27 protein-coding genes are annotated in these 26295 nt (G+C 75.0%); 15 read left to right on the top strand and 12 right to left on the bottom strand.

Features of this window, described 5'->3' with window-relative positions:
- Positions 1–8 precede the first annotated feature (8 nt).
- Genes ACI6QG_RS13030 through terL form a run of 3 tightly spaced genes read left to right on the top strand, consistent with a single transcriptional unit; the run spans position 9 to position 3953 of the window.
- On the top strand, positions 9–2288 hold the full coding sequence (locus ACI6QG_RS13030; protein WP_407025001.1) for a glycosyl hydrolase family 28-related protein: 2280 nt from the start codon (positions 9–11) through the stop codon (positions 2286–2288).
- On the top strand, positions 2285–2557 hold the full coding sequence (locus ACI6QG_RS13025; RefSeq protein ID WP_407025000.1) for a hypothetical protein: 273 nt from the start codon (positions 2285–2287) through the stop codon (positions 2555–2557). The genes ACI6QG_RS13030 and ACI6QG_RS13025 overlap by 4 nt, the downstream gene beginning before the upstream one ends.
- Positions 2529–3953, top strand: a complete 1425-nt coding sequence (gene terL / locus ACI6QG_RS13020) for a phage terminase large subunit (protein WP_407024999.1) — start codon at positions 2529–2531, stop codon at positions 3951–3953. The genes ACI6QG_RS13025 and terL overlap by 29 nt, the downstream gene beginning before the upstream one ends.
- 39 nt (positions 3954–3992) lie before the next feature.
- Here the strand turns inward: terL and ACI6QG_RS13015 are convergent, their stop codons facing one another.
- The gene (locus tag ACI6QG_RS13015; RefSeq protein WP_407025038.1) at positions 3993–4208 is read right to left on the bottom strand and encodes a hypothetical protein; all 216 of its coding nucleotides are present in this window, start codon (positions 4206–4208) and stop codon (positions 3993–3995) included.
- Positions 4209–4280: 72 nt separating this feature from the next.
- Here ACI6QG_RS13015 and ACI6QG_RS13010 point away from each other — a divergent pair, with 72 nt between their 5' ends.
- The 3 genes from ACI6QG_RS13010 to ACI6QG_RS13000 are packed head-to-tail and all read left to right on the top strand — an operon-like array spanning position 4281 to position 5404.
- On the top strand, positions 4281–4580 hold the full coding sequence (locus tag ACI6QG_RS13010) for a hypothetical protein (RefSeq protein ID WP_407024998.1): 300 nt from the start codon (positions 4281–4283) through the stop codon (positions 4578–4580).
- On the top strand, positions 4577–5041 hold the full coding sequence (locus ACI6QG_RS13005) for a cell wall hydrolase (protein WP_407024997.1): 465 nt from the start codon (positions 4577–4579) through the stop codon (positions 5039–5041). The genes ACI6QG_RS13010 and ACI6QG_RS13005 overlap by 4 nt, the downstream gene beginning before the upstream one ends.
- 9 nt (positions 5042–5050) lie before the next feature.
- Positions 5051–5404 carry a DUF952 domain-containing protein gene (locus tag ACI6QG_RS13000; protein ID WP_407024996.1) on the top strand — a complete coding sequence of 118 codons (354 nt, stop codon included), beginning with the start codon at positions 5051–5053 and terminating at the stop codon, positions 5402–5404.
- On the opposite strand, the gene ACI6QG_RS12995 is transcribed toward ACI6QG_RS13000, so the two are convergent.
- Positions 5377–6246: a DMT family transporter gene (locus ACI6QG_RS12995; RefSeq protein WP_407024995.1), complete on the bottom strand. Its 870-nt coding sequence runs from the start codon at positions 6244–6246 to the stop codon at positions 5377–5379. The two genes, ACI6QG_RS13000 and ACI6QG_RS12995, sit on opposite strands and share 28 nt — an antisense overlap.
- Before the next feature lie 295 nt (positions 6247–6541).
- Between ACI6QG_RS12995 and ACI6QG_RS12990 the strand changes: the two genes are divergently transcribed.
- The 3 genes from ACI6QG_RS12990 (at position 6542) to ACI6QG_RS12980 (ending at position 9053) form a co-directional block, all read left to right on the top strand.
- The gene (locus ACI6QG_RS12990; protein ID WP_407024994.1) at positions 6542–7588 is read left to right on the top strand and encodes a quinone-dependent dihydroorotate dehydrogenase; all 1047 of its coding nucleotides are present in this window, start codon (positions 6542–6544) and stop codon (positions 7586–7588) included.
- 2 nt (positions 7589–7590) lie between these two features.
- A complete protein-coding gene (locus tag ACI6QG_RS12985) occupies positions 7591–8454 on the top strand; it encodes a TIGR01459 family HAD-type hydrolase (protein ID WP_407025037.1) in 864 nt (287 codons plus the stop codon).
- 110 nt (positions 8455–8564) lie between these two features.
- Positions 8565–9053, top strand: a complete 489-nt coding sequence (locus ACI6QG_RS12980; protein ID WP_407024993.1) for a GcrA family cell cycle regulator — start codon at positions 8565–8567, stop codon at positions 9051–9053.
- 36 nt (positions 9054–9089) lie between these two features.
- Here the strand turns inward: ACI6QG_RS12980 and ACI6QG_RS12975 are convergent, their stop codons facing one another.
- Both ACI6QG_RS12975 and ACI6QG_RS12970 read right to left on the bottom strand, forming a co-directional pair.
- Complete coding sequence (locus tag ACI6QG_RS12975) at positions 9090–10100, bottom strand: helix-turn-helix domain-containing protein (RefSeq protein ID WP_407024992.1); 1011 nt, start codon at positions 10098–10100, stop codon at positions 9090–9092.
- Positions 10101–10134: 34 nt separating this feature from the next.
- A complete protein-coding gene (locus tag ACI6QG_RS12970; protein ID WP_407024991.1) occupies positions 10135–12084 on the bottom strand; it encodes an alpha/beta hydrolase domain-containing protein in 1950 nt (649 codons plus the stop codon).
- A gap of 115 nt (positions 12085–12199) precedes the next feature.
- Here ACI6QG_RS12970 and ACI6QG_RS12965 point away from each other — a divergent pair, with 115 nt between their 5' ends.
- Positions 12200–13837: an EAL domain-containing protein gene (locus ACI6QG_RS12965; protein WP_407024990.1), complete on the top strand. Its 1638-nt coding sequence runs from the start codon at positions 12200–12202 to the stop codon at positions 13835–13837.
- Entirely contained in the window at positions 13834–14268 is a 435-nt protein-coding gene (locus tag ACI6QG_RS12960; RefSeq protein ID WP_407024989.1) for a BLUF domain-containing protein, read from the top strand. Before ACI6QG_RS12965 ends, ACI6QG_RS12960 begins: the two co-directional genes overlap by 4 nt.
- A gap of 3 nt (positions 14269–14271) precedes the next feature.
- Here the strand turns inward: ACI6QG_RS12960 and msrB are convergent, their stop codons facing one another.
- The 8 genes from msrB to mutM all read right to left on the bottom strand — a co-directional run bounded on the left by msrB (position 14272) and on the right by mutM (position 23364).
- On the bottom strand, positions 14272–14670 hold the full coding sequence (gene msrB / locus ACI6QG_RS12955) for a peptide-methionine (R)-S-oxide reductase MsrB (protein ID WP_407024988.1): 399 nt from the start codon (positions 14668–14670) through the stop codon (positions 14272–14274).
- Between the two features lie 8 nt (positions 14671–14678).
- Positions 14679–17108: a DNA topoisomerase (ATP-hydrolyzing) subunit B gene (gene gyrB, locus ACI6QG_RS12950; RefSeq protein ID WP_407024987.1), complete on the bottom strand. Its 2430-nt coding sequence runs from the start codon at positions 17106–17108 to the stop codon at positions 14679–14681.
- Between the two features lie 56 nt (positions 17109–17164).
- A complete protein-coding gene (gene recF / locus ACI6QG_RS12945; protein WP_407024986.1) occupies positions 17165–18295 on the bottom strand; it encodes a DNA replication/repair protein RecF in 1131 nt (376 codons plus the stop codon).
- Between the two features lie 134 nt (positions 18296–18429).
- On the bottom strand, positions 18430–19557 hold the full coding sequence (gene dnaN / locus ACI6QG_RS12940; protein WP_407024985.1) for a DNA polymerase III subunit beta: 1128 nt from the start codon (positions 19555–19557) through the stop codon (positions 18430–18432).
- 90 nt (positions 19558–19647) lie between these two features.
- Positions 19648–21090 (bottom strand): chromosomal replication initiator protein DnaA, encoded by a 1443-nt coding sequence (gene dnaA / locus ACI6QG_RS12935; RefSeq protein ID WP_407024984.1) that lies wholly within the window; start codon positions 21088–21090, stop codon positions 19648–19650.
- Positions 21091–21311: 221 nt separating this feature from the next.
- The gene (gene rpsT, locus ACI6QG_RS12930; protein WP_407024983.1) at positions 21312–21587 is read right to left on the bottom strand and encodes a 30S ribosomal protein S20; all 276 of its coding nucleotides are present in this window, start codon (positions 21585–21587) and stop codon (positions 21312–21314) included.
- 103 nt (positions 21588–21690) lie between these two features.
- Positions 21691–22464 carry an enoyl-CoA hydratase gene (locus ACI6QG_RS12925; RefSeq protein WP_407024982.1) on the bottom strand — a complete coding sequence of 258 codons (774 nt, stop codon included), beginning with the start codon at positions 22462–22464 and terminating at the stop codon, positions 21691–21693.
- 9 nt (positions 22465–22473) lie between these two features.
- Complete coding sequence (gene mutM, locus ACI6QG_RS12920; protein WP_407024981.1) at positions 22474–23364, bottom strand: bifunctional DNA-formamidopyrimidine glycosylase/DNA-(apurinic or apyrimidinic site) lyase; 891 nt, start codon at positions 23362–23364, stop codon at positions 22474–22476.
- An 81-nt stretch (positions 23365–23445) separates the two neighbouring features.
- Here mutM and ACI6QG_RS12915 point away from each other — a divergent pair, with 81 nt between their 5' ends.
- The 4 genes from ACI6QG_RS12915 (at position 23446) to coaE (ending at position 26294) form a co-directional block, all read left to right on the top strand.
- The gene (locus ACI6QG_RS12915) at positions 23446–24183 is read left to right on the top strand and encodes a class I SAM-dependent methyltransferase (protein WP_407024980.1); all 738 of its coding nucleotides are present in this window, start codon (positions 23446–23448) and stop codon (positions 24181–24183) included.
- A complete protein-coding gene (locus tag ACI6QG_RS12910; RefSeq protein ID WP_407024979.1) occupies positions 24183–24611 on the top strand; it encodes a PaaI family thioesterase in 429 nt (142 codons plus the stop codon). Before ACI6QG_RS12915 ends, ACI6QG_RS12910 begins: the two co-directional genes overlap by 1 nt.
- 268 nt (positions 24612–24879) lie before the next feature.
- Positions 24880–25698 carry a shikimate dehydrogenase gene (locus ACI6QG_RS12905; protein ID WP_407024978.1) on the top strand — a complete coding sequence of 273 codons (819 nt, stop codon included), beginning with the start codon at positions 24880–24882 and terminating at the stop codon, positions 25696–25698.
- Positions 25695–26294 carry a dephospho-CoA kinase gene (gene coaE, locus ACI6QG_RS12900; RefSeq protein WP_407024977.1) on the top strand — a complete coding sequence of 200 codons (600 nt, stop codon included), beginning with the start codon at positions 25695–25697 and terminating at the stop codon, positions 26292–26294. Before ACI6QG_RS12905 ends, coaE begins: the two co-directional genes overlap by 4 nt.
- Position 26295 lies beyond the last annotated feature (1 nt).

The raw sequence follows: 26295 nt of genomic DNA, 5'->3' as shown, positions 1-26295 counted from the left end.
AGACCCCCATGCCCGAGCACATCCGCATCGGCGCCGTCGCGCCGCGCGTGCACTACGTCGCCGACGGCGCGCAGGCCGCCTTTCCCTTCCCCTTCCCCGTCTTCTCGCCGGCCGACCTGGAATGCTGGGTGGACGGCGTTGCGCTGGGCTTCGGCTTCAAGGTGGAAGGCGCCGGCCGCAGCGAGGGCGGCACGCTGCGCTTCGCCGCCCCCCCGCGCGCCGGGGCGCGCATCGCGCTGCGCCGCCGCCAGGTGGTGGCGCGCACCACCGACTTCCAGCCCAACGGCGTGCTGCGCGCCAACACCCTGAACGACGAGCTGGACCGCCAGGTGGCCGCCCTGCAGGAGATGCGCGACGAGCTGTCCGCCGCCATCCGCCTGCACCCCTCCGAGCCGCCGGCGGGCATCGAGCTGCCGCCGCGCGCGGCGCGCGCCGAGAAGCTGCTGGGCTTCGACAGCACCGGCGCGGTGGCGGTGCTGCCGCGCGGCGGGCAGGTGGTGGCGGCCTTCCCCGGCGCCGTGCCGCGCTCGGTGGAGGACAAGCTGGGCGAAGCGCTGTCGGCGCGCGACTTCGGCGCCACCGGCGACGGCGTGACCGATGACGGCCCGGCCCTGCAGGCGGCGATGAACGCCGCCGCGGCCTCGGGCAAGCACCTGCTGGTGGGCGAGGGCAGCTTCCGCACCACCATGCCGCTCACCCTGGGCGGCGCCGGGCCGGGGCTGACCATGCGCGGCGCCATCGTCTACGCCGGGCCGGCCGGGGCGGCGGCGCTGACGCTGGGCGATGGCGGGGCGGTGCGCAACGCCGCCAAGCTGTACCAGGGCCTGCGCGTGCTGCGCGCCACCGTGAGCGACTGGCTGAACGAGGCCGACATCGGCCTGGTGCTGCGCAACCTCGACGCCTCGCTGGTGGAGGTGCGCCAGGTGGAGGGCTTCACCATCGGCGTGCGCACCCTGGGCGTGGAGCGCGGCTTCGAGGACAGCTCGGTCCACCTCGGGCGCATCGTCAACAACCGCATCGGCCTGGACATCCGCGCCGAGGCGGCCTCGGCCTGGAACACCTCCGTGCGCTACTACGGCGGGCACTTCGCCATCGCCTCCTCGCTGCACGTGGACAAGGACCGCTTCGGGGTGCGCCTGTCCGCCGCGCCGGGCGGCTACGCCGCGCACAACCGCCACGTCTTCTTCGGCCCGGGCTTCGAGCTGCAGGCGCGCGACCGCCCCATCAGCGGCATCCCCTTCCTGTGCGAGGTCAGCTCGCGCGCCGTGCTCGCCTACGGGCTGCGGATGGAGGGCTGCTCGCCCTTCGTCGCGCGCCACGCCGGCAACGCGCAGGACCACGTCTACGAGGTCGCCTGGGCCTCGCAGGGCTACGGCGTCGGGGTGGACTACCTGCCCACCTCCAGCCGCGTCGGCGCGGTGGTGCGCGCGCTGCACCAGGCCGCCGCCCACCGCGAGTTCACGCGCGACGTCGCGCACGTGCCCAACCTGCGCGCCGCCGCCTTCCGCTGGTCCGCCACGCAATGGGGGTTCGAGCGCCTGGCCTGCCTGTCCACCAACGTGAACGGCAGCCCCACCACCCTGGGGCAGTTCGCCTTCCCCGCGCTGGAGGACTACGTGCCCACCGACCGCGGCGTGGTGCTGCCGGGCGGGCGCGGCCTGGGCTTCGTGGTGGACGCGCGGCGCTGCCGGGAATTCGCCCTGGCCGCCGACGCCGACAGCCCGCGCCTGGTGGTGCAGTGCTTCGACGCCGGCATGAACCTGCTGACGGACGCCGCCGGCCCCATGGTCCGCGCCTCGGGCATGTCGCTCGCCTGGAACGCCACCGCGCGCTGGTGGCAGGGCGCGGCGGACATGACGGACGCCGACCTGACGCGGCTGCAGGTGGTGCGGCTGGAGCCGCAGGTGGCCTACGCCATCATCGGCGTCGCGCGCATCGGCGCCGACTACGAGGTGCGCGCGCTGCGCCTGTCCTGCGACCCGGCGCAGTCGCCGCCGCTGCTGTGGGGCCTGCCCGACCTGCCGCACGGCGCGCGCGAGCTGCGCGGCGAGGCGGCGTGGGACCCGCCGTCGCTGGCGGCCGGCGCCTCGGCGCAGGTGAACGTGGCGGTGGCGGGCGCCCGGCCGGGCGACTTCGCGCAGGCCTCCTTCTCCTTCGCCACCTCGGGCCTGGTGTTCCTGGCCCAGGTGGGGGCGGCGGACACCGTCACCGTCACCGCCTGGAACCGCTCAGGCGCGGCCATCGACATGCCGGCGGGCACGGTGCGCGTGCGGGCGGTGAAGCCGTGAGCGACGTGCCCGAGCTGGACTGGGCCCGGGCGGTGCGCCTGCTGGCCCGCGAGTACGACCGCCTGCTGGAACAGGCGCCGGAGGACGACCGCCAGGCCAGCCAGCGCCTCGCCGCGCTGAAGTCGGTCATGGCGCAGTACGTGGAGGCCCGCCGCCGGCTGGAGGCGCAGCGCGGCCCCCAGCCCCTCGACCTCGGCGCGCTGCGCGCCGCCATCGCCCAGGAGATGCCATCCGATGACGATGAGGACGACGAAGGAGACGCCGGTTGAGCTGGGGGAGTTCGCCTGGCTGTGGAACCGCCTGCTGCACCAGGGCACGCCGCCGGTCCACCGCCGCATCCTGCGCTGGCTGGGGCGCGAGGAGGCGAAGCGCCGCCTGCTGATGGCCTTCCGCGGCTGCGGCAAGTCCACGCTGGTGGGCCTGCTGTGCGCCTGGACGCTGTACCGCGAGCCCTCCACGCGCATCCTCATCCTCGCCGCCGAGCAGTCGCTGGCGATGAAGATGCTGGGCCACGTGCGCCGCATCATCGAGCGCCACCCGCTGTGCGCCGGGCTGCGCCCCGACGCCGGCGAGGCCTGGGCGGCCGACCGGCTGACGGTGCGCCGCCCGGGCGCCCTGCGCGACCCCTCGGTGCTGGCGCAGGGCCTGCAGGGCAACATCACCGGCGCGCGGGCCGAGCTGGTGATCTGCGACGACGTGGAGGTGGCCGGCAACTGCGACACCGACGGCAAGCGCGAGGAGCTGCGCGAGCGCCTGGCCGAGACGGAGTTCGTGCTGGTGCCCGGCGGCTCCATCCTCTACGTCGGCACGCCGCACACCGAGCACTCGCTCTACCGCCGCGGCGACGCCTTCCTGCGCGGCTACCAGCGGCTGGAGGTGCCGCTGCTCGACCGCGGCGGCGCCTCCGCCTGGCCGGAGCGCTTCGACGCCGCCGCGGTGGCCGCGCTGCGCGACCGCGTGGGCCCGCTGCGCTTCGCCCGGCAGATGCTGCTGCAGCCCATCGCCGCCGAGGCCGCGCGGCTGGACCCCGCCCTGCTGCTGGCCTACGCCGAGGAGCCCGAGTACCGCGAGGCGAACGGCCGCGCGGCGCTGTGGCTGCTGGGCCGGCGCATGGCCTCGGGCGGCGGCTTCTGGGACCCCGCCTATGGCCGCGCCGGCAAGCCGGGCGACGGCTCCGTCCTCGCCGCCACCTATGCCGACGCGGAGGGGCGGCACTACCTGCACCGCGTCGCCTGGATCACCCAGCGCGAGGACGCGCCGGCCGACCCGGCCACCCAGCAGTGCCAGCAGGTCGCCGCCCTGGCGCGCGAGCTGCACCTGCCGGTCATCCGGGTGGAGACCAACGGGCTGGGCCGCTTCCTGCCGCAGCTGCTGCGCCAGGAGCTGGCCCGCGCCGGCGCCGCCTGCGCCGTGCTGGAGGCGCCCAGCCGCACCAGCAAGGCCGAGCGCATCCTGGCCGCCTTCGACCCGCTGCTGGCCGCGCGCCGGCTGCACGCCCACGCCAGCGTGCTGCGGACCGCCTTCGCGCAGGAGATGCGCGAGTGGCGCCCGGAGGCGAAGGGCGCGCGCGACGACGCGCTGGACGCCACCGCCGGCGCCCTGCTGGCCGAGCCGACCCGGCTGCCGGCCCTGCCGCCCCGGCCGCGGGTGTCGTGGCGGGGGTGACGCGGCGCCCGGCCCGGGACGCGGGTCAGCGGCGCTGCGTCACGCCCGGCGCAGCACCAGCGCGCCGTGCTGGGCCGTGCCGGCGGGGGTGATCTCGAAGCGGCCATCGGGGCGTTCGCGCGCCAGGCCGCGGGCCTCCAGCCGCCGCAGGCAGGGCTGGTCCGCCAGGCCGGGGGGCCGGCCGTGGCCCCGCACCAGCGTCAGCCGGTGCAGCGCCGAGCGGCAGCAGGTCTCGAGGTAGGGCTCGTTCCACATGGTTCCGTTCAACCGCGCGTCGTCCTTTGTGGCGATGCCCAGACGTGGCTGCAAGGAGGCCCGATGGAAGGCATGACGCCCACCATGATGTGGTGGATCAACGCGGTGGAGGCGCCGGTCGTCGCCGCGCTGTTCTGGATGATCCACGGCCTGAAGAAGGACGTGGAATCCCGGCTGGAGCGGCGCGACCTGCGCCACGGCGACGGCCTGGCCCGCACGCGCGAGGACCTGGCCGAGTTCAAGCTGGAGGTGGCGCGCACCTACGTGCCGCTGAGCGTCATCCGCGAGGCGGACCGGCGCATGAGCGAGCACCTGCTGCGCATCGAGGAGAAGCTGGAGGAGATCCGGCACGAGCGGGAGGCGCGGCGATGAGCGGGGCGGCGATGGTGCGCGCGGAGGAGGCGGCGGCGGAGCTGCTGGCCCGCGTGCTGCACGCGGAGGCCGGGGCGCACCCGGTGCGCGGCATCGAGGCGCTGGCCAGCCTGGCGATGAACCGCGCCCGCCGGGTGCTGGAGGACGCGGAGGCGCAGGCGCGCTTCGCCGGCGGCGAGGCGCCGGGCAGCCTGGCGCGCGCGGTGATCGCCGTGCTGCGCGCGCCCTTCCAGTTCCCGGCGCGCCACCCGCGCCACCCGCGCCACGCGCTGTTCCTGCACCCGGCGGAGGGCGACCCCGGCCTGCTGATGTGCCGGCGCGTGGCGCGGCGCGCGCTGGCCGGCGCGCTGCCCGATGCCTCGGGCGGGGCGCTGTGGTGGCACGACGCGCTGCGCCTGCCCGCCTGGGCCATCGGCCGCGTGCCCTGCGCGGAGCTGGGCGGGCTGACCTTCTACCGCTAGAGGGGACGCATGGAGCGCTTCGTCTACACCCTGGTCCGCGCCGCCGACTGGCAGGCGGCGCTGGCCGCGGGCGAATACCGTGGCAGCGCGGATGACGCGCGCGACGGCTTCCTGCACTTCTCTACCGCCGCGCAGCTGCGCGCCACCGCGGCGAAGCACCGCGCCGGCGTGGCCGATTTGTGGATGCTGGAGGCCGACGCGGCGGCGCTGGGCGCGGCGCTGCGGTGGGAGGCGGCGAGCGGCTCCTCGCGCCCCGGGCTGTTCCCGCACCTGTACGCGCCGCTGCCGCTGGCGGCGGTGGTGCGCGCGGTGGCGGTGCCGCTGGAGGGCGGGGTTCACCGCTTCCCGGACGACATCGCCTGACGCATCACCGCGCGCTCGCTCATCCAGCAGGCCCAGGCCACCACGCAGCCGCCGGCGATCACCGCCGCTTCCGGCGCGTTGCCGAACACCGACCAGTCGAGGAAGACGCTCCATGGCAGGGCGATGAACTCGAAGGGCGCCAGCCGCGCCGCGCTGGCGTGGCGGAAGGCCAGCGCCAGCGTCAGCGTCGCCGCGCCGGCCAGCACGCCGTTCAGCGCCAGCTGGCCCCATTGCACGGCGTCCGGCGGCACCCAGTGCCAGGCGGCGAAGGGCGCGGTGGCCAGCAGCCCCAGCGTGGAGGGGAACAGGATCAGCCGGGCCAGCCCGCTTTCCGCCCGCAGCCCGCGGTTGACCGTGATGTTCACCGCGTAGCACAGCGTGCCCAGCCCCGCGCAGAGGAAGCCCAGCGCCGAGCCGCCCCCGGCCAGCGAGGGCACCAGCGCCAGCGCCACGCCCCCGAACCCCACGCCCGACCACACCCAGGCGGCGCGCGGCGCGCGCTCGCCCAGGAACCACTGCGCGAGGATGATGGTGAGGAAGGGCGCGGTGAAGAACACCAGGTAGCCATCGGCCAGCGGCAGGTGGCGGAAGGCGGTGAAGAAGAAAACGCCCGAGAACAGCATCGCCACCGCGCGCAGCGCGTGCAGCCGTGGATGCGCGGTGCGGAACGGCCCGCCCGCCTCGCGCCACAGGGCGCGCAGGCCGAACAGGATCAGCAGCAGCGTGGCGTGGCGCAGGAAGATGGCCTGGGCGGCGCTGAACTCGGCGGACAGGAACTTGCTGTTGGCGTCCAGCACGCCGAACAGGCCGATGCCCAGCATCAGCAGGACAGGGCCCTTCATGCCGGCGGCCAGGCGGCTGCCCGGCCGCCGGCATGAGTCTGTGTTGTGGCCTCAGGCGCCGGGCGGCCGCATCCGCGGCCTTGGCTGCGCCGCGCCACGGGTGCGCCGGTGGGAAAGGCGGTCTGGCGGCGGGGCGCGCCGTGCGCGCCCGGGGCCCCAGGCGCCCGGCGGCCGGTCGCCTGGCCAGGCCAGCGGCGGGGTGCGCCCCTGCGCGCAGGCGGCATGGGCATCCGGTGCATGCCGCCGCCTCTCCGCCGCCTTGGCCCGCCTGTCAACGCGGGCTATGGGCTGCGGCATGACGCCCGCCTTCGCCTCCGCCCTCATGCCGCTGATGCGCCGCGTGGATGCCGAGACGGCGCATGGCTGGGCGCTGGCCGCGCTGCGCGCGGGGCTGGCCGGGCGCGACGCCGCGCCGGACGACCCCGCCCTGGCGATGGAGGCGCTGGGCCTGCGCTTCGCCAACCCGCTGGGCCTGGCGGCGGGATTCGACAAGGACGCCGCGGCGGTGCTGCCGCTGCTGCGCCTGGGCTTCGGCTTCGTGGAGGCCGGCACCGTCACCCCCCGCCCGCAGGGAGGCAACCCGCGCCCGCGCCTGTTCCGGCTGGAGGAGGACCGCGCGGTGATCAACCGCATGGGCTTCAACAATGCCGGGCTGGACTCCTTCCTGGCCCGGCTGCGCGACCTGCCGCGCCCGCTGCCCGGCGTGCTGGGCGCCAATGTCGGCGTCAACAAGGAAGGCGCGGAACCGGAGCGCGACTACCCCATGCTGTGCCGCGCCGTGGCGCCGCTGGCGGACTACGTGACGGTCAACATCTCCTCGCCCAACACGCCCGGCCTGCGCGACCTGCAGGGCGAGGACCGGCTGCGCGCCATCCTGCGCGCGGTGGACGCGCCGGCGCTGGGCAAGCCGGTGCTGGTGAAGCTGGCGCCCGACCTGGCGGACGACGCGCTGCCGGCGCTGGTGGAGCTCTGCGTCGGGCAGGGCGTGGCCGGCCTCATCATCTCCAACACCACGCTGGCGCGGCCGGAGACGCTGCGCTCGCCGCAGCGCGGCGAGGCCGGGGGGCTGTCGGGGGCGCCGCTGCTGGAGCGCTCCACCGCCATGCTGCGCGCGGCGCGGCGGCTGGCGGGCCCGCGGCTGGTGCTGGTGGGCGCCGGCGGCGTGGCGAGCGGCGCCGACGCCTACGCCAAGGTGAAGGCCGGGGCCTCGCTGGTGCAGTTGTATTCGGGCTTCGCCTATGGCGGGCCGGCGCTGGTGCGCCGCATCAAGGACGAACTCGCCGCGCTGCTGCGGCGCGACGGCGTGGCGCGGCTGGCCGATGCCGTGGGCGTGGAGGCGTGAGCATGGAGATCCTGGAGCACCTGGAGCCGGTGGCGGGCCGCTACGACGGCTTCGTGCTGGACCTGTGGGGCGTGGTGCATGACGGCCGCAAGCCCTATCCCCGCGTGCTGGACTGCCTGGAGCGGCTGCGCGGCGCCGGCAAGCGGGTGGTCTTCCTCACCAACGCCCCCCGGCGCTCCTGGTACGTGGCCGACCTGCTGGACGGCATGGGGCTGGGGCGCCACCTGTATGACGGCATCATCTCCTCCGGCGAGGTCACCTGGCGCTGGCTGAAGGACGGCACCCACCCCTTCTTCGCCGCCCTGCCCGGCCGCCGCGCCTTCCACATCGGCCCCGAGCGCGACCTGAGCGTGGTGGAGGACGGCGCGGCCGAGCTGGTGGACAACCCGGAGGACGCCGACTTCCTGCTCAACACCGGCCCGGACCACGAGCGCGGCCCCCATTCGGCCGAACCCTACCGCGACGACCTGCTGGCCTGCTTCAACGCCGGCCTGCCCATGGTCTGCGTCAACCCCGACCGCGCGGTGATGGTGGCGGGGCAGCGCATCCTGTGCGCCGGCGCCCTGGCCGACATCTACGCCGAATGGGGCGGGCGCATCTGCGAGGTCGGCAAGCCCGACCCGGCGGTGTACGGCCCGGTGCTGGAGATGCTGGGCACCACCAACAAGGCCCGCGTGCTGTGCATCGGCGACACCCCCCACACCGACCTCGCCGGCGCCCAGGCCGCCGGGCTGGACAGCCTGTGGGCGCTGACCGGCCTGACGGCGGATGCCCATGGCGAGGACCCCGACCCCGCCGTGCTGGCCGCGGTGGCGCACGAGGAACGCGTGTCGCCGAGGGCTGCCCTGCGGATTCTCCGCTGGTGAGGTGTGGCGGTTTTTCCACAGGAAAATGATTCGCTGCCGGGAATCCATCCCTTGTGGGTTCCAACGCGTTTGACCTACACCATCTGGTAGCAGGACGCGGAGAAGCCACCATGGATTGGACGAACGAAGCCATAGATCGCCTGCGGGCCTTCTGGGCCGAAGGCCTGTCCACCGCCGAGATCGGCCGGCGCATGGGCATCTCGAAGAATGCCGTGGTGGGCAAGGCGCACCGGCTGCAGCTGCCGGCCCGCCCCAGCCCCATCCGGCGCGATGCCCCCGCCGCGCGCCCCGCCACCGCCGGGCGCCGGCCCACCCTGCCGCCGCTGCACGTCGCCGCCGCGCCCGCCCCGGCCGTGCCCGCGCCGCCGCGGCGCGAGGCCCCGGTGGCCGCCGCGCCGCGCCCGGTGCTGGCGCCCCCGGCGGTGGTGCGGCCCTTTCCCCGCGCCTCCGCCCGCAGCTGCTGCTGGCCGATCGGCGAGCCGGGGACGGAAGGCTTCCGCTTCTGCACGGCGGAGGCGATGGCGCCCAAGCCCTACTGCGCCGAGCACGCCGCCCTGGCCTATGTGCGCGTGAAGGACCGGCGCGAGGACGCCGCCTGACGCAGGGCGCGCCGCCCGCCCGGGCGCAACGGCCGGTCAGGCCGCCAGGGCGAGCAGCGCGTCCCGCAGGTCGGCCGGTGCCGGCGCGCGATCCGCCGGCAGCTGGCCGGATAGCGCCGCGGCGCGGAAGGCGCCGGGGCTGAGCCCCGCGTCGCGCCGGAAGGCCCGCCCGAAGGCCGAGGGGTCGGGCATGCCCGCGGCCTCGGCGATGCTGGCGATGGAGCGCCGGTCCAGCGGGTCCGCCAGGGCGCGCCGCACCGCGCGCAGCCGCTCCGCCAGGATGACCTTGGCCACCCCGCCTTCCGCCTCGAACAGCCGGTAGAGGCGCGAGCGCGACACGCCGGACAGCTGCGCCAGCCGCCCCGGGTTCAGCCGCGCCGAGCCGATCTCCCGCCGGATCGCCTGGCGCAGCCGGGCGCGCTGCGTGGCCTCGATGACCGGCGCGGCCTCAGCCGCCGCGTCGCCGCCGGGGCGGGCGGCGGCGCGCAGCAGCAGCCGCGTCGCCTCGCAGGCCAGGGGCAGCTCGGCCGGGGCGAGGTGCGGCAGCTCCCGCGCCAGCTGGTCCAGGTGCGCGCCCAGCAGGCGCCCGCCCGGCGTGTCCATCGCCTGGCCCAGCTGCGCGTCCAGCCCGGCGGTGGCGTCCGCCACCCAGTCGCGCGGCACGAAGGCCATCAGCCATTCGGCCGGGCTGCGGTCGCCCTCCATAGGCTGCTGCAGCCCGAACAGGGAGGGCGCCAGCGGCTGCCCCGCGAAGTCGGCGCCGCTGGCGCGGCCATGCATGGCGCCGCGGCGCCAGCGGATCAGGCCGTAATGGTCCAGCTGGTCGCGGCGCACGTGCTGGGCGCCGCGGACGTTGCGCGCGGCGCCGGCGCTGTTCCAGCTCAACACCAGCGGACCCAGGCTCCAGGTTTCGCTGCGGGCGCCGAAGCCGTCCGGCGCGTCCAGCGGGGTCACGTCCATCCAGAAGGCGTGGCGGGCGCGCCACGCCTCCACGCGGTCCCGCGGCGGCAGCGAGGCGGTGTCGAAGACGAGCGGCTGCGGGCCCACGGCGGCATCCCTTGCTGGCCTCCGGGGGAAGGTATCAGCCCCCGCCGCCGGGCGGCAACCGCGCCAAGGTGCCCGCCGCCGCCGCCTGGCGCATGGCTGCCGCGTCCGCCGGCAGCAGCAGCCGCTCCGCCACCAGCCGCGCCGCCGCGCGCTCCACCGCCGCCACGTAGGCGGCGGCGTCCGGCCAGCGCTCCTCCAGCGAGGGGCGCGGGTCGCCCGCCGCCTCGCGCGCCGCCCGGGTGGCGGCGAAGGGGATGGCGGCGCCCTGGTTGGTGCAGGGGATGCCGGGCGCGAAGCCCTCGGCGCGCGGGTTCCAGCCGGTGTAGGTGGCGCGCGGCGCCTCCAGCACCGGCAGGCGGATGCCGCCCAGGGCGTTGCCGTCGGCATCCACCCGCGGCAGCAGCACGGGATACTCGCCGCGCACCACCGGCGGCATAGCGGTGGCGTCCACCCATTGCGCCGGGGCGTGGCGGCCGGCGTAGCGCAGCGGCGGGATGGCGGGGTACAGGCCCGCCGCCGGGGCCAGGGTGCCGGCGGCCAGGCTGGGATAGCGGCTGTCCGGCGGGGCGATGCCGTCGCGCATCCAGCGCTCCATCGCCACCAGCAGGGCGCGCAGCGGCGCGCCGGCCTGCAGCGGGTTCAGCGGCAGCGCGCAGCCCGGCACCGGCTGGGCCAGCGCGCTGGCCTGGGCGAAGTGCGGGTGCCCGGCCAGCAGGTAGGCGCGCACGTTCCCCGGCAGCGGCAGGTGCGCCCCGCGGGTGTCGTGCACCAGCAGGGAGGCGCGGGCGCCCCAGAACTCGTACTCGCTGTCCGTCTGCATCACCTGGGGGCAGGTGGCGGTGATGGTGCAGCGGCGCAGCAGCCCGTCGCGCCGGCCGCTGAGGTGGTCCTCGCTCTCGGCGTAGGCGAAGGGGAACTGGTCCACCGGGAAGTGGCGGTCGCCATGCGGGGTGGGGTTGCGGCCGGGCTGCGCCCAGCGCGCATTGGTGAAGGAGCGCCGGGTGCCGGGGATGTGCGGCAGCATGGCGTCGTAAGCGATGCGCCCCTCCAGGTCCTCGTTGAAGCCCTGGTGGAGGAAGTCGCGCACCACGCGCCCGCTCTGCGACACGCCGTGCAGCATGGCGCGGTTGACGGTGGAGCGGCCGTCGCGCGCCAGCGGGTTGGCCGGGCTGCCGTCATGGCGCAGGAAGGCCGCGAGGTCGCGGAAGGCGGCGAAGGCGATGCCCTGCACCGTGGGGTCCTTCGCCTCGTAGATGAATTCGTGCAGCGCCGCTTGGTCGAAGCCCCCGGCGGGGCGCGTGATCTCGATGCGGCGGTCGTCCAGCCAGCGGAAGGACAGGCCGGGCGGCGTGGCGCGCGGGTCCTCCGTGCGGGCGCGCACCGTCAGCGTGGCGCCCTCGCGCCGCGCGGCGGGGTAGGTGAGGGTCACCTCCACCGGGTTGCGCGCGTGCTCGAACAGGAACTCCTCGCGCGAGGGGCCCGTGACGCCGGGCACCACCGGGGCGTCCAGGCGCAGCCCGGCGCCGCGCCCCTCGCCGGGCGGGATGTCGGCCTGCCAGCCCAGCCAGGCGAGGGTGTAGCCCTGTTCCAGCAGGAAGCCGTTGCCGGGGTTGCGGTTCAGCAGCAGGTCGTTGGCCGCGGCGTCGTGGTACAGCTGCCCGGCCAGTTCCCGGCCGCGGTTGGGCACCTCCACCAGCAGGGTGCCGTTGGGGCGCGCCGGGCGCAGGATGACGAGGTCCGCCGTCGCCTCCACCCGGCCCTGGGCGTTGCGCGGCGCCAGCGCGAGGTCGGCGATGGCCGCGTTGCGCGCCTCCGCCGGGTCCAGCGCGAAGGTGACGCGGCCGGACAGGCGCTCGTAGCGGCCGCCCGCGCCGAACTCCCGGCCGCCGAAGGCGGGCTCGGCGGCGACCTCCAGCCGGCTGACCTGCGCGGCGGCCGGCACGGCGGCGAGCATCGCGCCGAGCGCGAGGCCGATCCTGGACATGGGCGTTCCCTCCTGCGACGCGCCGAGGCTCGCAGCCCCGGCGCGGCGCCGCAAGGCCGGCAAGGAAGGCTTCACCATTCCCCCCCATGCTGCCCGGCGAGAAGGAAACCCCTGGATGGACCACCTGCCTGCGGTGACGGACGAATCCTGCGCCCCCCTGCTGGACGAGCTGTCCGGCGCGGTGTTGCTGCTGGATTCCGGCGGCCGCGTCGTGCTGGCGAACCTGGCCGCGCGCCGCCTGCTGGCGCCGCTGGAGCTGCCGGGGCTGGCGCTGGAGGAGGCGGCGCGCCGCCTGGCCGAGGCCGGGCTGCTGCGCGGCCCCGCCGGCGCGCTGCTGCCGCCGCCCGGCGAGGCCGCCCGGCACCGGCTGCCCTGGCAGGCGGGCGAGGTGCTGGAGCTGGCGCTGCGCCCGCGCCCCGGCGGCGGCTGGCTGGCGGAAGCGGCGCTGGCCCCGGCCGGCGCCGGCGCGGCGGAGGCGCAGGCCGACGCCCTGACCGGCCTGGCCACCCGCGGCGCGCTGGAGGCGCGGCTGCGCGAGGCCTTCGCGGAGGCGGAGGGGGGCGGCGCGCTGCTGCTGCTCGACCTCGACCGCTTCAAGGCGGTGAACGACACGCTGGGCCACCCGGTGGGCGACGCCCTGCTACGCACCGTGGCGCGGCGCATCCGCAACGCCGTCCGCGCCGGGGACCTCGCGGCGCGGCTGGGCGGGGACGAGTTCGCGGTGGTGCTGGCCGGCCCGGCCGGCGCGCCGGAAGCGGCGCGGGTGGCCGAGCGGCTGGTGGAGGTGCTGTCGCGCGCTTACCTGCTGGAAGGGCATTCGGTGCATGTCGGCGCCAGCCTGGGCATCTGCCTGCTGGGCGCCGACGCGCGCGACGCGGGGGAGGCGATGCGCCACGCCGACCTCGCGCTCTACGCCGCCAAGGATGCCGGGCGCGGCACCTTCCGCTTCTTCGAGCGCGGGATGAACGAGCGGCTGCAGGCCCGCCGCCTGCTGGAAGCCGACTTGCGCTGCGCCCTGACGATGGGCGAGCTGGAGCTGGCCTACCAGCCGCTGGTGGACAGCGCGAGCCGCGAGGTCACCGGCTTCGAGGCGCTGCTGCGCTGGCGCCACCCGACGCGCGGCCTGGTCTCGCCGGCCGAGTTCATCCCGCTGGCGGAGGAGATCGGGCTGATCGGCGCCATGGGCGAATGGGTGCTGCACCAGGCCTGCCGGGAGGCGGCGCGCTGGCCGCGCCCGGTGTCGGTGGCGGTCAACCTCTCGCCGCTGCAGTTCCGCCGGGGCGCGGTGCTGGAGCACGTGCGCGCGGCGCTGGCCGCCAGCGGGCTGGACCCCGCCCGGCTGGACCTGGAGATCACCGAGAGCACCCTGATGGACAACACGGAGGAGGTGCTGGCGGTGCTGGTGGCGCTGCGCGCGCTGGGGGCGCGCATCTCCATGGATGATTTCGGCACCGGCTACTCCTCCCTGAGCTACCTGCAGCGCTTCCCCTTCGACAAGATCAAGATCGACGGCTCCTTCATCCGCAACCTGGGCGAGGACGCGGAATCCGCCGCCATCGTGCGCGCCATCGCCGGGCTGGGCGCCAGCCTGGGGCTGCGCACCACCGCCGAAGGGGTGGAGACGGCCGAGCAGGTCCGCCACCTGACGGCGGAAGGCTGCTCGGAATTCCAGGGCTACCACTTCAGCAAGCCGCTCTCGGCCGCGGACGCGACGCGCTTCCTGCTGGCCTTCCACGAGGACATCCCCGCATGAACCCCGACACCTGGCGCCTGGTCTATGTCAGCCGCAACCGCATCCGCGGCGAAGAGGCCGCGCTGGCGGCCGAGGCCGCCACCATCCTGGAGGCGAGCCGGCGCAACAACCCGCGCGTGGGGGTGACGGGGGCGCTGATGTTCAACCGCGGCCTGTTCGCCCAGGTGCTGGAAGGCCCCCAGGCGGCGGTGGAGGACACCTTCGAGCGCATCCAGGGCGACGACCGCCACGGGGAGGTGGCGCTGCTGTCCTTCGCGCCCTGCGCGGCGCGCGCCTTTCCGCACTGGTCCATGGCCCATGTCGGCACGCAGGAGGCGGACGCCGCCGCGCTGGACCGCTTCGCCGCCGAGAGCGGCTTCGACATCGCCCGGCTGGACGGCGAGCGCCTGTTCACCCTGCTGCGCGAGCGCCTGGCGCGCGACGACGCCTGAGCCTCAGGCCGGGGCGAAGTCCAGCGCCACGCCGTTGATGCAGTAGCGCTGGCCGGTCGGCGGCGGCCCGTCGGGGAAGACGTGGCCCAGGTGGCTGCCGCAGCGCGCGCAATGCACCTCCGTGCGGACCATGCCGAAGCCGCGGTCCACCGTGGTGCCCAGCGCGCCTTCCAGCGGCGTGTCGAAGGAGGGCCAGCCGGTGCCGCTCTCGAACTTGGTGCCGGATTCGAACAGGGGCTGGCCGCAGCCGGCGCACAGGAAGCGGCCGGGCCGCTTCTCCCGCAGCAAGGCGCAGGAGCCCGGCGCCTCCGTGCCATGGGCGCGCATCACGCGGAACTGCTCGGGCGAGAGGCGGGCGCGCCACTCGGCCTCGGTGAAGGTGACGGGGAAGGGTCCGGGCATCGCTGTCCTCACACGTCCAGGTTGGCGACCTTCAGGGCGTTGCCGACGATGAAGTCGCGCCGCGGCTCCACCACGTCGCCCATCAGGGTGCTGAACACGCTCTCGGCGTCCTCGGCGTCGTCCACGCGCACCTGCAGCAAGGTGCGCACCGCCGGGTCAAGCGTGGTCTTCCACAGCTGGTCCGGGTTCATCTCGCCCAGGCCCTTGAAGCGCTGGATGGTCAGGCCGCGCCGGCCCATGGCGATCAGCCGGTCGAAGCCGGCCAGCGGGCCGCGCAGCGCGCTCTCGCCCCCCTCGCCGCCCAGCCGGGCGCCCTGGCCCCAGTCGGCGCGCAGCGCCTCGCGCCGCTCGTCCAGCCAGCGCGCCTCGGCCGAGCGCAGGGCGGCGGCGGTGATCAGCTGGCGCTCGGCCACGCCGCGCACCACGCGGTGCAGGGCGATGCCGGCCTCGTCCACGCTCACCTTCCAGCCGCGCTCGGCCGGGGGCGCCAGGGCGTCCAGCCGCGCGGCGAGGTCGGGCGCGCCTTCCAGCGCGCGCTGGGCGTCGGGCGTCAGCACCCCGGCCAGGGCCGCCTGCTCGATGATGGCCGGCGGCACCTCCGCGGCCATGCGGTTGATGCGCGATGCCACCTGGCGCAGCGCCTCGGCCGCCGCCGTCAGCTCCTCGCCCGCCACTTCCCGCCCGTCGGAGAAGGTGAGGCGCGCGGTGGCCACCGCCTTCTCCAGCAGGTAGTCCTCCAGCGCGCGGTCGTCCTTCAGGTAGCGCTCCTCCTGCCCGCGCTTGGCGCGGTAGAGCGGCGGCTGGGCGATGTAGAGGTGACCGCGCTCGATCAGCTCGGGCATCTGGCGGAAGAAGAAGGTCAGCAGCAGGGTGCGGATGTGCGAGCCGTCCACGTCGGCGTCCGTCATGATGACGATCTTGTGGTAGCGCAGCTTGTCGGCGCTGAAGCCGCCCTTGGCGGGCTCGCCGGGGCCGATGCCGGTGCCCAGCGCGGTGATCAGCGTGCCGATCTCCGCGCTCGACAGCATCTTGTCCATCCGCGCGCGCTCGACGTTCAGGATCTTGCCCTTCAGCGGCAGGATGGCCTGGTTGGCGCGCGCGCGCCCCTGCTTGGCGGAGCCGCCGGCGCTGTCGCCCTCGACCAGGAACAGCTCGCTCTTGGTCGGGTCCTTCTCCTGGCAGTCGGCCAGCTTGCCGGGGAGCGTGGAGATGTCGAGCGCGTTCTTGCGCCCCACCTTCTCCCGCGCCAGCTGCGCCGCCTTGCGCGCCACGGCGGACAGCACGACCTGGTCGAGGACCTGGCGCGCCTCCTTCGGATGCGTCTCGAACCAGTGGGACAGCGCGTCGGCCACCGCGGCGCGCACCACCGGCTGCACCTCGCTCGACACCAGCTTGTCCTTGGTCTGGGAGGAGAACTTGGGGTCGGGCACCTTCACCGACAGCACGCAGGTCAGCCCCTCGCGCATGTCCTCGCCCGAGAGCTCCACCTTCTCCTTCTTGGCCAGCTCCTCGGCGTAGCGGCTGACCACCTGGGTCAGCGCCTGGCGGAAGCCGGCCTGGTGGGTGCCGCCGTCGCGCTGGGGGATGTTGTTGGTGAAGCACAGCATCACCTCGCGCGGGGAGCTGGTCCACCACATCGCCAGCTCGACGCGGATGCCGTCCGTCTCCTTGGAGTGGGCCACCACGGGGGGCTTGAACAGGGGCTCCTTGCCGCGGTCCACCCATTCCACGAAGGCGCGCAGCCCGCCCTCGAAGCGGAAGGCGGCCTCCTGCGCCGGGACGTGGCGGTCGTCGCGCAGGGTGATGGCCAGGCCGCTGTTCAGGAAGGCCAGCTCGCGCAGGCGGCGCTCCAGGATGGCGAACTCGTACTCGGTGCGGGTGAAGGTGGCGGCGGAGGGCTTGAAGGTGACCTCGGTGCCGTTGGGGTGGTCGCCCTGCGGGCCGGTCACCTCCAGCGGGCGCACCGCCTCGCCGTGCTCGAAGCGGATGCGGTGCTCGTGGCCCTCGCGCCAGATGCGCACCTCCATCCACTCGCTCAGCGCGTTCACCACCGCGGCACCCACGCCGTGCAGCCCGCCCGAGACCTTGTAGGAGTTCTGGTTGAACTTGCCGCCGGCGTGCAGCCGGGTCAGCACCACCTCCGCCGCGCTGACGCCTTCCTCGGCGTGGATGCCCACGGGAATGCCGCGCCCGTCGTCGCTGACGGTGACGGAGCCGTCGCCGTTCAGCACCACGTCCACCCGGGTGGCGTGGCCGGCCTGGGCCTCGTCCACCGAGTTGTCGATGATCTCGAAGGCCATGTGGTGCAGGCCCGAGCCGTCGTCGGTGTCGCCGATGTACATGCCGGGGCGCTTGCGCACGGCCTCCAGGCCGCGCAGCACGGTGATGGAGTCGCTGGTGTAGTCGGCCCCGTTGGGGGGGGTGGTCTGGTCGCTCATCGGGAAGGGCAAAATCCGCGGAAACTCTAAGCCCCATATGGCATTTGCGGGGGCGTTTACCCAGGGGCCAGGGGGCGGATTTCGCCGCTTTCGACCGCGAAATGCTCGATTCGCCCCCCGCCGAACGCCCCGGGCTCGGTGGCGGTCAGGAAGGCCTGGGCCGGCAGGGCCAGCAGGGCCTCCGACAGCGCCTGCCGCCGGCCGGCATCCAGGTGGGCCCCCGCCTCGTCCAGCAGCAGCAGCGGCGCCAGGCCGCGGGCGGCGGCGATCAGCCCGGCATGGGCCAGCACGGTGGAGACCAGCAGCGCCTTCTGCTCGCCCGTCGAGCACAGGGTGGCGGGAAGCTCCTTGCCGGCATGGGTGAAGCCCAGCTCCATCCGGTGCGGGCCGGACAGGGTGGCCCCGGCGGCGGCGTCGCGCCGGCGGCCCTCGCGCCAGGCCTCGCGCAGCGCCTCCTCGGCCTCCAGGGCGGGCATGCGGTCCAGCAGGGCCGCGGCGGGGCAGTCCAGCGCCAGCCGGGCGGCGGGAAAGGCCCCGGCCACCCCCTGGGCCAGCGCGCCGTCGAGCCGGGCCACCAGGGCGCGGCGGGCGGCGGCGGCGGCGATGCCGTGGGTGGCCATCTGCTCCTCCAGCGCGCCCAGCCAGGCGGGGTCGGGCGCGCCTTCCGCCAGCAGGCGGTTGCGGTGGGCCATGGCGCGCTCATAGGCGCCGACCTCGCGGGCGTGGCGCGGCTCGTAGGCCAGCACCAGCCGGTCCAGGAAGCGGCGGCGGGCGGAGGCGGGGTCGCTGAACAGCCGGTCCTGCTGCGGCGTCAGCCAGACCAGGGGCAGGCGCTCGGCCAGCTCGGCCTGGGTGGGAAGCTTCTCGCCGTCCAGGCGGAAGGCCCGGCGCTCCCCCGCCGCGTCGTCCAGCGTGCCGGTGCCGACCTCGAAGCCGCCGGCGGCGTCCTCGAAGCGGCCGGAGACGGCCCAGGAGGGGGCGCCATGCGCCGCCAGCTCCGCCATGCGCGCCCCCCGCAGGCCGCGCCCGGGCGCGAGCAGGGAGATGGCTTCCAGCAGGTTGGTCTTGCCGGCGCCGTTGGGCCCGGAGAACAGCACCAGCCGCCCGCCCACCCGCAGCTCCGCCGCCGGGTAGGAGCGGAAGCGGGTCAGCCGCAGGCGGGTGAGACGGGGGGAGGGATCGTGCAACAGGACGCCTCAGGCGCCCCGCCGCGGCGTCGCCGTGGCGGGAGGGACCACATCAGGGGGTTGAGAGCCCTCAAATGGGGTCCCCGCGGCGGTTTTTCCGCAGCGAAGCGAAGGAAAAACTGGCGTGGGGAATCCTACACGCGCATCGGCATCAGCACGTAGAGCGCGCCCTGGTCCGCCTTGTCCTGCACCACGGTGGGCGCGTTGCCGTCGGAGAAGCGGAACACCAGCGTGTCCTTCGCCTGGTCGGTGATGTCGGCGAGGTAGCGGGCCTGGAAGCCGATCTCCAGCGGGGCGGCGGCGTAGGTGACCAGCCCGCCGTCCAGTTCCTCGCGCGCGTTGCCGGCCTCGGCGCTGTTGGCGGTCACCTCCAGGTAGTCCTGCGCCAGCGACAGCTTCACCGGCCGCTGCCGCTCGGAGGAGATGGCGGCGACGCGGGAGACGGCCTCGGCGAAGGCGCGGTTGTCCACCTCCATCACCTTGTCGTTGCCCTTGGGGATCACCCGCTCGTAGTCGGGGAAGGTGCCGTCGATCAGCTTGGAGGTGAGCACCACCGGGCCGATGGTGAAGGAGATCTTGGTGTCCGACAGCCGCACGCCCACCTCGTCGCGCGTCTCCTCGGCCAGCTTGCGGACCTCCGCCACCGTCTTGCGCGGGATGATGACGCCGGGCAGGCCGGCGGCGCCCTCGGGCAGCTCCTCCTCCACCCGCGCCAGGCGGTGGCCGTCGGTGGCGGCGGCGCGCAGCACCGGCCCGCCCTCGCCCTCGGCCACGTGCAGGTAGATGCCGTTGAGGTAGTAGCGCGTCTCCTCCGTGGAGATGGCGAAGCGCGTGCGGTCGATCAGGCCGCGCAGCTTGGCGGCCTCCAGCCGGAAGGCGTGCGGCAGGCTGCCCTCCGTCATCGCCGGGTAGTCCTCGACGGGCAGCACCTGCAGGCTGGTCTGGAAGCGGCCGGCGCGCAGGGCCAGGGGGGCGTCGCCGCCCTTGTGGTCCAGCTCCACCGTCGCGCCGTCGGGCAGCTTGCGCACGATCTCGAACAGCGTCGCCGCCGGGGCGGTGGTGCGGCCGGGGCGGGCCACCTGCACGCCCGGCACCTCCTCGACGATGGCGATCTCCATGTCGGTGGCGGTCAGCTTCAGCCCGCCCTCGCGCGCGTCCAGCAGGATGTTGGCGAGGATGGGGATGGTGTTGCGCTTCTCCACCACGGATTGCGCATGGGCCAGGGCCTTGAGCAGGATGGCGCGCTCGACGCTGAACTTCATGGTCCCGGTTCCCCCCTGGGGCAAGCTGGCTGGATTCCGTGGTGTCTAGCAGGGCGGCGCAGCGCGGGGAACGGCCCGGGCGCCGCCGCGTCAGGTCTCCAGCATCTTGCGCAGCAGCGTCACGTCCTCGGCGAAGCCGCTGTCCTCCTCCATCAGCGCGGTGACGGTGCGCACGGCATGGAGCACCGTGGTGTGGTCCCGGTTGCCGAACTTGCGCCCGATCTCGGGCAGGGAGCGCTGGGTCAGGTGCTTGGCCAGGTACATCGCCACCTGCCGCGGCCGCGCCACCGTGCGCGAGCGCTGGGAGGAGGCCATGTCGGTCATGCGGATGTTGTAGTGCGCGCAGACCCGCTTCTGGATGTCCTCGATGGTGATGCGCCGGTCGTGGGAGCGCAGGATGTCCGCCAGCACGTCGGGCGCGGTGTCCAGCGTGACGGGCCGGCCGAACAGCTTGGCGTGCGCCACCAGCCGGTTCAGCGCCCCCTCCAGCTCGCGGACGTTGGTGGCGATCTTGCGCGCCAGCAGCTCCAGCACGGAGGGGGGGATGAGGACGCCGGCGTCGTGCGCCTTGGCCTGGAGGATGGACAGGCGCAGCTCGTAGGTGGTGGCGTGCAGGTCGGCCACGATGCCCGCGGCGAGGCGGGTGCGCAGCCGGTCCTCGATGCCCGACAGGTCGGTGGGGGCCTTGTCGGCCGAGAGGATGATCTGCTTGCCGGCGTCGATCAGCGCGTTGAAGGTGTGGAAGAACTCCTCCTGCGTGTTGTCCTTGCCGATCAGGAACTGCAGGTCGTCCACCATCAGCACCTGCACGGAGCGCAGCTGCGTCTTGAACTCGGTGGTGTTGTGCGAGCGCAGGGCGGCGATGAAGCGGTACATGAACTTCTCGGCGCTCATGTAGGCCACGGGCAGGTGCGGGTTGCGCTGCCGCAGCTCCCACGCGATGGCGTGCATCAGGTGGGTCTTGCCCAGCCCCACCCCGCCATACAGGAACAGGGGGTTGAAGCCGGCCATGGCCGGGGCCTCCGCCACGCGCCGGGCGCAGGCATGGGCGAACTCGTTGGGCTTGCCGACCACGAAGGTGTCGAAGGTGAAGCGCGGGTCCAGCGGCGCCACCCAGTCATTGCCCGCGGTGGCGTCGGCCGGCTGGGCGGGCATGGCGGGCGCGGGCGGCGGCGGCTCGGGCGCGGGGGCCAGGCTCTCGGCCAGGGCGGGGGCCTCGGCGGCCTGGCGGGCGGCGGCCACCCGCAGCTCCACCCCGCGCAGCCCGGGAATCTCGGCCTGGACCATCAGGCGCAGGCGGTCGCCGTAATGGTCGCGCACCCAGTCGCGCAGGAAGCGGGTGGGCAGGGTGACCAGGGCGGCGGCGTCCTCCACCCCGTGCAGCGTCATCTGGCGCAGCCAGGTGCGGTACTCGACGTCGCCCACCTCCTGCCGCAGCCGGGCGCGGACGCGGGCCCAGCCGGTGGCGAGGTCGCCGGCGGCCAGCACCCCCTCGGGCCCAGGAATCGGCAGGTGTTCCGGCGCTGTCTCCATCCCGCGTCTGATCCCCTGCATGAGCGCCCTGTTGAGGCGCAATCCTACGGCGACGCCGGGCGGAAACAAACCATCCCGGCCTGTGGATAACGTGGAAGATCGAGTCCTGCGGCAAACCGGACACGCCCATGCTTGGTTGCCATAGGCGCAAGGAAAATCACCGGGAAGGGCAAGCCCAACCCGGTGACTTCACCGACAGGTCGTTTGTCTTGACCCGGAGGTCAGGCCGTCTTGGCGGCCGCCGCCTTGATCCGCGCCGACAGGCGGGACAGCTTGCGCGCCACCGTGTTGCGGTGGAGCACGCCCTTGGTCACGGCGCGCTGCATCTCCGGCGCCGCGGCGGCGTAGGCGGCCTTCGCCTCGTCGGCGGTGCCGCCGGCCAGAGCCAGCTCGACCTTCCGCAGGAAGGTGCGCACGCGGGAGCGGCGCATGCGGTTGCGCTCGGTGCGCTTCTCGGTCTGGCGGATGCGCTTGCGCGCGGAGGCGTTGTTGGCCATGGGCGGTCAGGCTGCTCTGAACAAGGGTGCAGCGGCAGGGCTGGCCCGCCGCGGGAGGCGGGGTGTTACGCCCACCCCCCGCCCGGAGTCAAGCCATCAGCCCTCAGCCATGGGTGAAGTTGGGCTTGCGCTTCTCGGCGAAGGCCGACATCCCCTCCTTCTGGTCGGCCGTGGCGAACAGGGCGTAGAACACGCCCCGCTCGTAGCGGATGCCCTCGCGCAGGGTGGTCTCCAGCGCCGCGTTCACCGCCTGCTTGGCCACGGTGACGGAGGGCAGGGAATAGCCGGCAATGGTCGCCGCCGCCTCCATCGCCACCGCCATCAGCTCGGCGGCCGGGACCACGCGGGCCACCAGGCCGGAGCGCTCGGCCTCGGCGGCGTCCATCATCCGGCCCGTCAGCACCAGGTCCATCGCCTTGGCCTTGCCCACGGCGCGGGTCAGCCGCTGGGTGCCGCCGGCGCCGGGGATGATGCCCAGCTTGATCTCCGGCTGGCCGAACCTCGCCGTGTCGGCCGCGATGATCATGTCGCACATCATCGCCAGCTCGCAGCCGCCGCCCAGCGCGAAGCCGGCGACGGCGGCGATGGTGGGCTTGCGGGCCATGCTGACCGCCTCCCACTTGCCGATGAAGTCCTCGCCCAGCACGGCGGGGTAGGTGCGGTCCTTCATCTCCTTGATGTCGGCGCCGGCGGCGAAGGCCTTCTCGCTGCCCGTGAGCACGATGGCGCCGATGCCGGGGTCGGCGTCGAAGCCGGCCAGGGCCTCGGCGATCTCGGCCATCAGGCGGTCGCACAGGGCGTTGAGCGCCTGCGGGCGGTTGAGGCGGATGACGCCCACCCGCCCCTGCGTCTCGGTCAGGATCATCTCGAAGGCCATGGCGCGTCCCTATGCTTGCTTGCGCGGGCAATAGAAGGTCGAGCGGCCGGATTGCACAAGCCGCCGGATGCCCGGGCAGCCCGGCTCGCCCGGGCAGTCGGCGCAGCGCTCGCCCTCGCGGCCGTAGACGCCGAAGCGGTCCTGGAAGAAGCCCAGCTCGCCGTCCGCGCGCACGTAGTCGCGCAGGCTGCTGCCGCCGGCCGCGATGGAATCGCGCAGCACCGCCTGGATGGCCGGGGCCAGCCGCGCCGCCTCCTCCGCCGTCAGGCTGGCCGCGCTGCGGGTGGGGGCGATGCCGGCGCGGAACAGCGCCTCGCACACGTAGATGTTGCCCAGCCCCGCCACCACCGACTGGTCCAGCAGCGCCGCCTTCACCGGGGTGCGCCGCCCGGCCAGCGCGGCCGCCAGGGTGGGGGCGCCGAAGGACTCCTCCAGCGGCTCCGGGCCCAGGGCCGCTAGCAGGCGGTGCCCGTCCTCCGCCGCGCGCGGCACCAGGTCCATGGCGCCGAAGCGGCGGGGGTCCACGAAGCCCACCCGCCAGCCATGGTCGGTGTGCAGCACCACGTGCTCGTGCGCCTCGCCGGTGCCGCCCCGCGCGTCGCTGGCCGCCCCCTGCGGGCCGAGGGAGGGCGCCGGCGCCTCGTCCAGCCGGCGCGCGACCATGCGCCCGCTCATGCCCAGGTGCACCAGCAGGGTGTCGCGCCCCTCCAGGCGCATCAGCATGTACTTGCCGCGGCGGCGGAACCCCTCCACCCGCGCGCCGGTCAGGGTCTGGCGCAGGGCGGGGGGGAAGGGCCAGCGCAGCCCCTCGCGCCGCGTCTCGGCGGCGGTGATGCGCGCGCCGGTCAGCACGGCGTCCAGCCCGCGCATCACCGTCTCGACCTCGGGCAGCTCGGGCACCGCGCGTCCTCCCTCGGCGCCGTCCTGCCGCGCCGGGCCGCGGGTGGCAAGCGCGGGGGCGGCGTGGCAGGATGGCGCGGCATGACGAACGAGACGGATTTCGGCTTCCGGCAGGTGCCGCGCGCGGCGAAGGCGGGGCTGGTGCGGCAGGTCTTCGACAGCGTGGCCCCGCGCTACGACCTGATGAACGACGCCATGTCGCTGGGCATCCACCGCATCTGGAAGCGCATCTTCCTCAACGCCGTCGCCCCCCGCGCGGGCGAGGCGCTGCTGGACCTGGCGGGCGGCACCGGCGACGTCTCCTTCCTGGCGCTGCAGCGCGGGGCGGGGCGCGTCATCTGCGCCGACATCAACCACGAGATGCTGCGCGTGGGCCAGGACCGCGCCGCCGAGCGCGGGCTGGTGCGCGGCCTGAGCTTCCTGTGCGCCGACGCCGAGCGCCTGCCCCTGCCGGATGCCTGCGTGCACAAGGTCACCATGGCCTTCGGCCTGCGCAACTGCACCGACAAGGACGCGGTGCTGCGGGAGATGCGCCGGGTGCTGAAGCCCGGCGGGCGGGCGCACATCCTGGAGTTCTCGCGCCTGGAGGTCGGCGCGCTGGTGCCGCTCTACGACGCCTGGAGCTTCAAGGTGCTGCCGCGGCTGGGCGAGCGCCTGGCCGGCGACGCCGCGAGCTACGAATACCTGGCCGAAAGCATCCGCACCTTCCCCGACCAGGAGCGCCTGGCCGGGATGATGCGCGCCGCCGGGCTGGAGCGCGTGGCGCACCGCAACCTGTCCGGCGGCATCGTCGCCATCCACACCGGCTGGAGGCTCTGATGGCCCACGAGGAACTGCAGCGCCGCATCGAGGCGTCCTTCGCCCAGCAGGGGCTGATGCGCGTGATCGAGGCGCGCATCGCCGAGGTGCGGCCCGGCCGCTGCACCATCGAGGCGCCCTTCCGCAAGACGCTGACGCAGCAGCACGGCTTCCTGCATGCCGGGGTGCTGACGACGCTGGCCGACAACGCCTGCGGCTATGCCAGCCTGTCCCTGCTGCCGGCGGGGCAGGAGGTGCTGACGGCGGAGCTGAAGGTGAACTTCCTGCGCCCGGCCCGCGGCGTGCTGGCCATCGCCCGCGCCGAGGTGCTCAAGCCCGGCCGCACCCTCACCGTCGCCCGCGCCGAGGTGTGGATGCGCTCGGAGGACGGGACGGAAACCCTGTGCGCGGCGATGCAGGCGACGCTCGTGCCGAGCGTCGCCATTTAATGCCCTCAGGCGCCGGGCGCGGGCTTCCTGCGGAAGCCCGGTTTCCTTCGCCCTCAAACGCCGGGCGCGGCCTCCGGCCGCTGGGCTTGCGCGCCGCGGCGGGTGCGCCAGCCGGGCGGGCGGGTTGGGCGCGCCGGCCGCTGTGCGGCCGGATTCCGCCGGTGCGGCGTGGGTTCGGCTCGCGTCGTCCGGGTTGCGCGGGGCCTTCGCGCCGCGGGGTCGTCGGCGTGATGCGCGGCCTGCCCACCTGCCGCCCCGGTGCCGTGCGATGCCGCTGACCGGCAAGGCCGCCCTGGCTGGCGTGGTCGGCTGGCCGGTGGCGCATTCGCGCTCGCCGCAGCTGCATGGCCACTGGATCGCGCGGCACGGGCTGGATGCCGCCTACCTGCCGCTGCCGGTGCGGCCCGAGGACTTCGCCACCGCCATCCATGGCCTGCGCGCCGCCGGCTTCCGCGGCTGCAACGTCACCATCCCGCACAAGGAAGCCGCCTTCGCGCTGTGCGACGCGGTGACGGAACGCGCCCGCCGCGCCGGCTCCGTCAACACGCTGGTCTTCACCCCCGACGCCATCACCGGCGACTGCACCGACGGCTTCGGCTTCCTGGCCTCGCTGGAAGGGCTGGACGTGACGGCGGGCCCGGCGGTGGTGCTGGGCGCCGGCGGCGCGGCGCGCGCCATCGCCGCCGCGCTGCTGGATGCCGGCTGCCCGCGCCTGACCCTGGTGAACCGCAACGCCGCGCGCGCCGAGGCGCTGGCCGCCGCGCTGGGCGGGCCGGTCCACGTCGCCGGGGCGCCGCCGCTGGCCGATGCCGCGCTGCTGGTGAACGCCACCAGCCTGGGCATGGCCGGCCAGCCACCGCTCGGGCTGGACCTGTCGCCGCTGCCCGCGGGCGCCACGGTGGCGGACATCGTCTATGTTCCGCTGGAAACGCCGCTGCTGCGCGCCGCCCGCGCGCGCGGGCTGCGGGCGGTGGATGGGCTGGGGATGCTGCTGCACCAGGCCCGTCCCGGCTTCGCCGCCTGGTTCGGCCTGGACCCGGTGGTGGACGACGCGCTGCGCCGCGCCACGGCGGCGGACCTGCTGTGAAGGTCTGGGGCCTCACCGGCGGCATCGGCATGGGCAAGAGCACGGCGGCGCGCCTGTTCACCGCCCGCCGCATCCCGGTCTTCGACGCCGACGCGGCCGTGCACGCGCTGCAGGCCAGGGGCGGCGCCGCGGTGCGCCCCGTGGCGCGCGCCTTCCCGCAGGGGGTGAAGCATGGGGCGGTGGACCGCGAGGCGCTGCGCCGCATCGTGCTGGCCGACCCCGCGGCGCTGCGCGTGCTGGAAGGCATCATCCACCCGCTGGTGCGGCGGGAGGAGCGGCGCTTCCTCCAGCGCGCCCGCCGCCGCCGCGCCCCGCTGGCCGTGCTGGACATCCCCCTGCTGTTCGAGACGCGGCCCGCGCGCCGCGCGGCGCGGGATTTCGACGCCGTGCTCGTCGTCTCCGCCCCCGCCGCGGTGCAGGCGGTGCGGGTGCTGCGCCGGCCGGGGATGACGCCGCAGCGGCTGGCCGCCATCCGCGCGCGGCAGATGCCCGACGTGGAAAAGCGCCGCCGCGCCACCCATGTGGTGCGCACCGGCCTGTCGCGCTTCCACACCGTGGCGCAGCTGCGCCGCCTGCTGGCCCGGGAGGCCCCCTGAC

Origin of the sequence: Sabulicella flocculans (genome assembly GCF_045449635.1) — a bacterium.
Classification (GTDB): domain Bacteria; phylum Pseudomonadota; class Alphaproteobacteria; order Acetobacterales; family Acetobacteraceae; genus Roseococcus.
This window is presented reverse-complemented; position numbering and strand designations above follow the sequence as displayed.